At 62.3% G+C, this 6,819-nt stretch carries 6 protein-coding genes; 3 read left to right on the forward strand and 3 right to left on the reverse strand.

The genetic code is table 11. The features are described from left to right. Nucleotides 1-20: 20 nt before the first annotated feature. The 3 genes from Q1J79_RS12370 to Q1J79_RS12380 are packed head-to-tail and all read right to left on the reverse strand — an operon-like array spanning nucleotide 21 to nucleotide 3,197. The gene (locus Q1J79_RS12370) at nucleotides 21-941 is read right to left on the reverse strand and encodes a glycosyltransferase family 9 protein (protein ID WP_300300763.1); all 921 of its coding nucleotides are present in this window, start codon (nucleotides 939-941) and stop codon (nucleotides 21-23) included. A gap of 2 nt (nucleotides 942-943) precedes the next feature. After that, the gene (locus Q1J79_RS12375; RefSeq protein ID WP_300300766.1) at nucleotides 944-2,224 is read right to left on the reverse strand and encodes an O-antigen ligase; all 1,281 of its coding nucleotides are present in this window, start codon (nucleotides 2,222-2,224) and stop codon (nucleotides 944-946) included. Between the two features lie 22 nt (nucleotides 2,225-2,246). Then, nucleotides 2,247-3,197, reverse strand: coding sequence for a glycosyltransferase (locus Q1J79_RS12380; protein WP_300300769.1), 951 nt, complete (start codon nucleotides 3,195-3,197; stop codon nucleotides 2,247-2,249). Nucleotides 3,198-3,252: 55 nt separating this feature from the next. Between Q1J79_RS12380 and Q1J79_RS12385 the strand changes: the two genes are divergently transcribed. The 3 genes from Q1J79_RS12385 to Q1J79_RS12395 form a co-directional block, all read left to right on the forward strand. Continuing rightward, entirely contained in the window at nucleotides 3,253-4,482 is a 1,230-nt protein-coding gene (locus Q1J79_RS12385; RefSeq protein ID WP_300300772.1) for a DUF1194 domain-containing protein, read from the forward strand. Between the two features lie 248 nt (nucleotides 4,483-4,730). After that, entirely contained in the window at nucleotides 4,731-5,939 is a 1,209-nt protein-coding gene (locus Q1J79_RS12390; RefSeq protein ID WP_300300775.1) for an amino acid ABC transporter substrate-binding protein, read from the forward strand. 86 nt (nucleotides 5,940-6,025) lie between these two features. Continuing rightward, nucleotides 6,026-6,819 (forward strand): branched-chain amino acid ABC transporter permease (locus Q1J79_RS12395; RefSeq protein WP_300300778.1); only part of this gene is annotated, 794 nt, incomplete at its 3' end.

Consider the following 6,819-nt stretch of genomic DNA (forward strand, 5'->3'; position numbering starts at 1 on the left):
TTGATTCGAGCCGGCTGTGATTACGCCTGGCGCGCCGGCGGCAGGGCGCGGAGCACGTCGCCAAGCGAGAGGTCCTGCAGGCTTGGCCGCTGCAGCAGCCTGACCCAGTCGCCGCGTGGCGAAACCTTGCGCGGATCGGATTCATGGGAATACAGCACCAGCGAGGGGCAGCCGCTGGCGGCGATGATATGCATCGGCCCGGTATCGTTGCCGATGGCCAGCGCGGCCTGTCGGCCCAGGGTGGCCAGATCGGCAATTGATGTCTGTTCGCACAGATCGATCGCTGCCGGGCAGGCAGCTTTGATGGTTTCAATCTCGGCCTGCTCGGCGGCGCGGCCGATCAGCACGGGAGTCAGTCCGGTTTCAAACAGGCGGCTGCCCAGTGCGGCAAAATGTCCGGCCGGCCAGCGTTTCGCCGGCCGGTGCGGCGCGCCGCCTGGCACCAGCAGGGCGTAGCGGGCCGGCAGGTTGAGACGTGCAATATCGCTTTGCAGGAAATCCAGGTCTGGCAGGCCGGGATCTGGAATGCCGACCAGGGCAAGCTGGCGCCGTCGCAACTCGGTGATATGCATCGGCTCGGTCGGGTCGGGGATGTGATAGTCGCAACCCGGCGCATTCCCGACCCATTCAGGGCGCGCGCCAGCCAGCAGGCGATAATACCAATTCGTCCGCTGGCTGCCTTGCAGATCGTAAACCCGACGGAAGCGGGCCTCGCGGATGCGCCGGATCAGTCGCCATGTGGCACCGACCTGCCACAGTTTGGGGCGCGTGTCGGTCCAGATCTCGTCGACCAGGCCGGAACGCCGGATCAGGTCCACATAGGGCGCCGTGGTCAGCAGCACGATATGGTCGTCCGGATGATGCCGGCGGATCGCGTGCAACAGCGGCAGGGAAAGGATCATGTCCCCGAGTGCCGAATGCTTGATGACGAGAATGGCCATGGTCAGGCCGGCTCGCCGTCGCTGGGGGATTTGTGGGCCAGCCGCGCCACCGCAACGGTCAATGACAGCGATGCCCATAACAGCATGGCCGGCCAGTTGCTGAAGAAACTCTGGCTGGCCGTGAAGGGAAACAGCAGCAGCACGAAGCTGCCCGCAGTCAATGCGCCGATGGCTCTGATCCTGCCGCTGCGCTTCAGCAGATTGATGCAGATGGCAGCCAGGGTAACCAGGAACGCGACAAAGCCAGCGCTGCCCGCAAGGCCGGTCTCGGCCAGCCATTCGATATAGATGTTATGCGGATGCGGATGGCAGCCATCCTTCAGCGTATCGCCCATCACGATCTGGCAGGCGGTCTGGAAGTTTTTCATGCCCGCGCCGGTCAGCGGATATTCCCGCCAGACATGCAGGCCGGCGGCAAACAATTCGCCATAAGCCGACGACCAGAAATTGTTCAGTACATCCAGGATGCTGCTGATCCGATCGAATATTCGCGGGCTGGTGAGGCCGATCCCGGCGATCACGCCGAAGGCGGTAATCAGCAGCAGCAGGCCGTAACCGCGGTAGCGTTTGGGGGCGAGCAGAATAGCCAGCCCGACGCTGGTCAGGATCGCCAGCAGCGTCAGCAGCGAGGCTGCCCGTTCGCCGGTCAGCAGAATGAAACCAAAAGTCGCCACGGCCGCAATGCCGGTGGCCAGGATGCGGGTGATCGATAGACGCATGGATTGCGCGAGCAGGAGGGCCATGCAGCCCAGCAACGGAAAGCCGATCCGCGCGGTAAACATGCCGATATTCGGCCGGTCCAGCGGGCCGGTCAGTCGGTTTGACGCAATGGGCCGGCCGGTAAGCGAGACCCCCTGCATGAGTTGCACGAGGCCGTCGATGATGGTGAAGCCGATCGTGGAACCCCAGGCCGCGGCAATCAGCTTGATGTCGCGTGGCGTCTGGACCAGCCATGTCGTGACAGCGGCGAACAACACGATGAAGCGCAGCCAGATCACGCTGCGGGCGAAGGATGTGGCCGGATCGATGGCCAAGGGTGAAACCACCAGATTGAGCAGCAGCCAGGTGGCAAGCAGCGCCATGAAAGGCGGGAAAATAGCGACGCGCCATTCCCGCCGGGTTGTCATAACCGCGAGATAACTGACATCGATCAGGCCAATCACGACCTCGGCGCCGCCACGCCAGAACAGCAGCATGGCTGGCAGAATCGCAAACAATACAAGATTCGCGCTGCGCGCCTTGCCGGTCCAGTCGTCGCCGGAAGCGACATATGTCGAAGCCATCCTGCTCATCTGTAACCGTATCTCAGGGCTTGCGGATGCCAGGCATGGCGCGGAACGCCGCGGCGGCTTTTTCAAGATAGCTGCCGGGTATGTCAATCCCGAGCTTGCCGGCAAGATATGCGGCGAGCGCTGTTGCAAATGCAAGGCGCAAACCGCTTTTGCGTATCGCTTTCCAGGCTATCGAGGCGCAGATGGCCCTGGCCCTGCGCCGGTCGGCCGCATCCAGCGCCGGATTGTCATGCAGCAGGTGATAATAGGCGAAGAAGCGGTCGTGGTGCTGTTGCCGCTTGTTGGCGGAAAGATGCGATGCGGCCTGCGGCGCCCACATCACATCGGCCTGCAGGTCAACCAGGCGCCGGGCTTTCAGCGCCAGGCGCAGGGGCAGGGATTCGTCCTGGATGAACAGCCGTTCGTCGCAGCCGCCCGCAGCCTGGAAGACGGCCGTTTCGACCAGCCATGCCATGCGCACAAAGCCGCGACCATTCAGGATGGTCTTCAGCGGCTGGTCGCTGATGGCGCAGGATGGAGCCATGCCAATGGCTGGCGGATGGATCTCTGCGGCAGCCAGCGCCGTGCGCATAACCTTGCCATGAGCCATCTCGGCATGATTCTGCCGCAGCAGGCGCAACATTGCAGCCACTGCGTCGGGTGCAATCAGCTCATCGGCATCGATCAGGCAGAGATAGCGGCCGCGCGCTTCCCTCGCACCCTGATTGAGGCGGATGCTCGGTCCTGCATTCTTGGTGTTGCGCAGAATCCTGTGCAGCGGGAATGCGCTGCCATGGGCCTGCAGGATGTCCGGCGAGCCATCCTGCGACGCATCGTCCACGAAGATATATTCGGCCGCGACATCAAGTTTCTGGGCGGCCAGGGCGGCCAGCGCATGTGGCAGGATATCGGCTTTGTTATAGACCGGGATCACAAAGCTGATCTCGGGTCTGGTATCGGGGCTGATTTCAGGCTGACCGGACATGCAAAGCCGCTGGTCGGAAGGGGGGAGCGGATAGCCGCGAATAACGGCTTTCAGAGTGATTTACAAGCGCGGCCCGGGCCGCAGCGGGTCAGATGACCAGATTGACCGATTCGGTCGGCGGCCGGCGCTGCGCTTTGCCAAAACCGTCATAGGTGACTGGGGCGGCGTGAAACTGCCGTACCGCCGCCTCGCGTTCGGCTTTCGCCTTGTCGGGGCCGCCGATTTCGCCGCGAACCTCGAGCAGTTTCTGCAACATGATCTCCGCCCCGGGCAACTGGCCATTCGTAATGGCCTCGATGCGGGATTGCGGTTTGCCGCCCGTGCCGATGACCATGGTGGCCCGCTCGACGGGCAGCGGCGGAAGGATGTCGGTCACACTGGACATTTTGTTAAGGTTACCAAAATATTTATCCACAGAGAATGTTTTGTTAATTCTTTTTTAATTCAATTGGTTATCGAAAAACGTCGACGCTTCGCGTCACGGCGCCTCTCCGCGGTTCGGATTTTTGCTATCGTTGTCCGGCCAGTCGGGCCATGGCTTTCCGGGAGGCTGGATTTGTCGCCTCGACGCCTATCGAGACGCAGCAGCATTCTCGCCGGCGGGGCCGGGCTGGCCGCCATGGCGCTGGGCTATGCGCCACCTGGCCGCAGCCAGCGCGCCATGGTTGATATGGCGCTGGTTCTGGCCGCCGACTGCTCCGGCAGCATCCAGCACGAGCATTACACCCTGCAGCAGCGCGGTTATGCTGACGCTTTTCGCGACCCGAGGGTGATCAGCGCAATCCGCTCCGGGATGCACGGTGCCATTGCGGTGACGTATTTCCAGTGGTCGGGCTACAGCCTGCAAACCGCGCTCGTTCCCTGGACCATTCTGCGGAGCGATATCCAGATCGCCGCGTTTGCCCTGTCACTCGAGCGGGCTGAACGGGTCATTTTCAGTGGCGGCACGTCGCTGGCCGGCGCGATAGAATTTGGCCAGGGACTGCTGGAGCAGATGCCGGTCGACACGCTGCGTCGCGTCATTGATGTCTCCGGTGATGGCCGTAGCAATAACGGCCCGGGGCCTGAACCGTCCCGTGATCTTGCGGCGGCGCGCGGCATCACCATCAACGGCCTGCCGATCCTGCATATGGAACCCGATATCGATGAGTATTATCGAAACCATGTGATCGGCGGACCTGGCGCTTTCCTGGTCCCCGCCCGCGATTTCAAAGCCTTTGCCGCGGCGATCCGGCGCAAGCTGATCTTGGAGATCGCGGGCATCGGTATTGGAACGGCCCTGTAATCATCCGCCCACGGCTGGTATCCGGCGAATTGGTTTTGCACGAATGTTTGTATGCGGTGCAGCAAAAAGTTTGAGCCGACAGATATTCACGCCCGGATAAGTTCCAGTTCACTCTGAGGCAAGATAGCCGAACGTAACGGCGCTACTTCTTCTCGCGGATTTCCCGATACGCTGTATCAGGAAACAAAAACGCCTTGCCCGGACGATGTTCGTCATCCGGAGTTGGCGATCAACGGGAGGAGTAAGCAATGAAAAAGCGATTGCACGTGCTTTCGGCCATCTTGGCCGCCGGCCTGCTCAGCGCCGCTGCCAGCACAGTGATGGCGCAGGACAAGATCAAGATCGGCTACGCGATTTCCAAGACCGGCCCGAATGCCGGCGGCGCCAGCATCACCCAGATTCCGAATTACCAGCTCTGGGTGAAGGAGGTGAACGACAAGGGCGGCCTCAAACTCGGCAGCAAGCGTGTGCCGATCGAGGTGGTCGAATACGACGACCGCTCGAATTCCGAGGAAGCCGTGCGCGCCGTCGAGCGCCTGGTGACCCAGGACAAGGTCGATCTGCTGTTCCCGCCCTGGGGCACCGGCCTGAACCTGGCCGTTGGCCCGGTCTTCAACAAATACGGTTATCCGCAGCTGGCCTTCAGCGCGGTGACCGACCAGGCGCCGGCTCTGGCCAAGCGCTGGCCGAACAGCTTCTGGTTCCTTGGCACCAGCGAGATGTATGTGAATGCCCTGGCCGATCTGCTGGCCAAGCAGAAGAAGGCCGGCAAGATCAGCGGCGATGTCGCCATGATCAGCATTGCCGACGGTTTCGGCATCGACCTGTCGAAGGCGGCTCGCGCAGGCTTTGCCAAGGCCGGCCTCAAGCTGGTCTATGACAAGAGCTATCCGATCGGTACGCAGGACATGTCGCCGCTGATCAGTGAGGCCCAGCGCTCTGGCGCGGATACCTTCGTCGCCTTCAGCTATCCGCCGGATACGCTGGCGATCACCGATCAGGCCAAGATCGCCAACTTCTCGCCGAAGGTGATGTTCCTGGGCGTCGGCGTCGCGTTTCCGCTCTATCCGCAGAAATTCGGTGCCAATACCGAAGGCATCATGACGCTGGGCGGCTGGTCGCCCGACAACAAGGGCACGCTGGAATACCGCAAGAAGCATAATGACATGCACAAGCGCGACCCGGATTACTGGGGCAGCCAGGTGGGTTATGCGTCGCTGCAGATGCTGGAGCAGGCGATCGAGCGCGTCGGCAAGATCGACCGCCCGGCTATCATCAAGGAACTGCAGACCGGCACCTTCGACACCGTTCTCGGCAAGATCAAGCTGGAGAACAACATGCCGAAGGATGCCTTCTGGCATATCGGCCAGTGGCAGAACGGCTTCTTCACCGGTGTTGCGCCGGAGAAGGCGGGCGTCAGCCAGATGGTCGTGCCGAAGCCGGCCTGGAAGCAGTAACAGGGTGCTGCGGCGGGCGTCATCGGACGCCTGCCGCAAACTCTGCCCGGCTGTGGCCGCCATGGTTTGTGTAAAGGTAGTCGTTGATGTTCAGTGAAGCGTTGTTGTCCGGCGTCACGCTGGGGGGCATGTATGCTCTCGTCGCCATGGGGCTGACGCTCCAGTATGGCGTCGCCCGGATCATGAATCTGTCCTATGGCGAATTACTGATCGCGGCAGCTTTTGCCGCTTTCTGGCTGTTCACCGCAGCCGGTATCGGGCCGCTGCTGGGCATGCTGATCGTGGTGCCGGCCTCGCTGGTGATCAGCTGGCTGATCTATCGCATCCTGCTTACCCCGCTGGTGCGGCGCGCGAAGACGCGCGATGCGCTGGAGGTCGACAGCATCCTCGCCACCTTCGGCCTGCTTTTCGTGATCCAGGGCGTCATGCTGGTGCTGTTTGGTGGCGCCTATTACAGCTATGCCTTCCTGGCCGTGCCGGTGCATATCTTTGGCGTGACCGTGGCTGCCAACCGGCTGCTGGCGCTTGCCTTCGCCGCCGTGATCGGGCTGGCCCTGTATTTCGGCCTGACCCGTACGCGGGCCGGCACGGCGGTGCGCGCCGTGGCCGTGGATCCCATCTCGGCGCAGCTCGTTGCCATCGACGTGCGTGCCACCGCCGCCATCGCCTTTGCCATTGGCGGCGCGCTGATCGCCGCCAGCGGCGTGCTGGTCTCCATGTTTCTTACCTTCAACGCCAATATCGGCGTGGTCTTCACCATGAAGGCGCTGATCGTCGTCATCATGGGTGGTGTCGGCAACCTGCTTGGGGCATTGGTCGCCGGCCTGATCCTCGGCCTGACCGAGACCTTTGTCGCCACCTGGATCGATCCCGGCCTCAC

The sequence above is a fragment of the Ferrovibrio sp. genome (genome assembly GCF_029255545.1).
In the GTDB taxonomy this organism is placed as follows: domain Bacteria; phylum Pseudomonadota; class Alphaproteobacteria; order Ferrovibrionales; family Ferrovibrionaceae; genus Ferrovibrio.